Origin of the sequence: Microvirga pakistanensis, assembly GCF_004458765.1 — a bacterium.
Taxonomy (GTDB): Bacteria; Pseudomonadota; Alphaproteobacteria; order Rhizobiales; family Beijerinckiaceae; genus Microvirga; species Microvirga pakistanensis.
In genome coordinates this window covers 1-223 of record NZ_SPJX01000633.1, presented here as the reverse complement: position 1 = coordinate 223, position 223 = coordinate 1, and the positions used below count along the sequence as shown (strand labels likewise).

Genomic DNA, 223 nt, shown 5'->3' with positions numbered 1-223 from the left:
TCCGTCCCGCCGGGAAGCCCGCCAGCAAGGTGAGGATCGTCAGCTACCGGCGCAACTCCGTCACCCTGGAGGTCGAGACCGCGGAGCACGGCGTCCTCGTGCTGCACGACAGCTATTATCCGGGCTGGGAGGCCCGGGTCGACGGCGCGCGCCGGCCGGTGCTTCGCGCCAATCTGCTGTTCCGTGGCGTGGAGGTGCCGGCAGGCACGCATCGCGTCGAATT

The 223-nt window shown here is 70.0% G+C and carries 1 protein-coding gene; it reads left to right on the top strand.

Annotated features, from left to right (window positions below; genetic code table 11):
* Positions 1-223, top strand: a 223-nt coding sequence (locus tag E4K09_RS24140; protein WP_134500198.1) for a YfhO family protein, incomplete at both ends; no start/stop codon positions are given.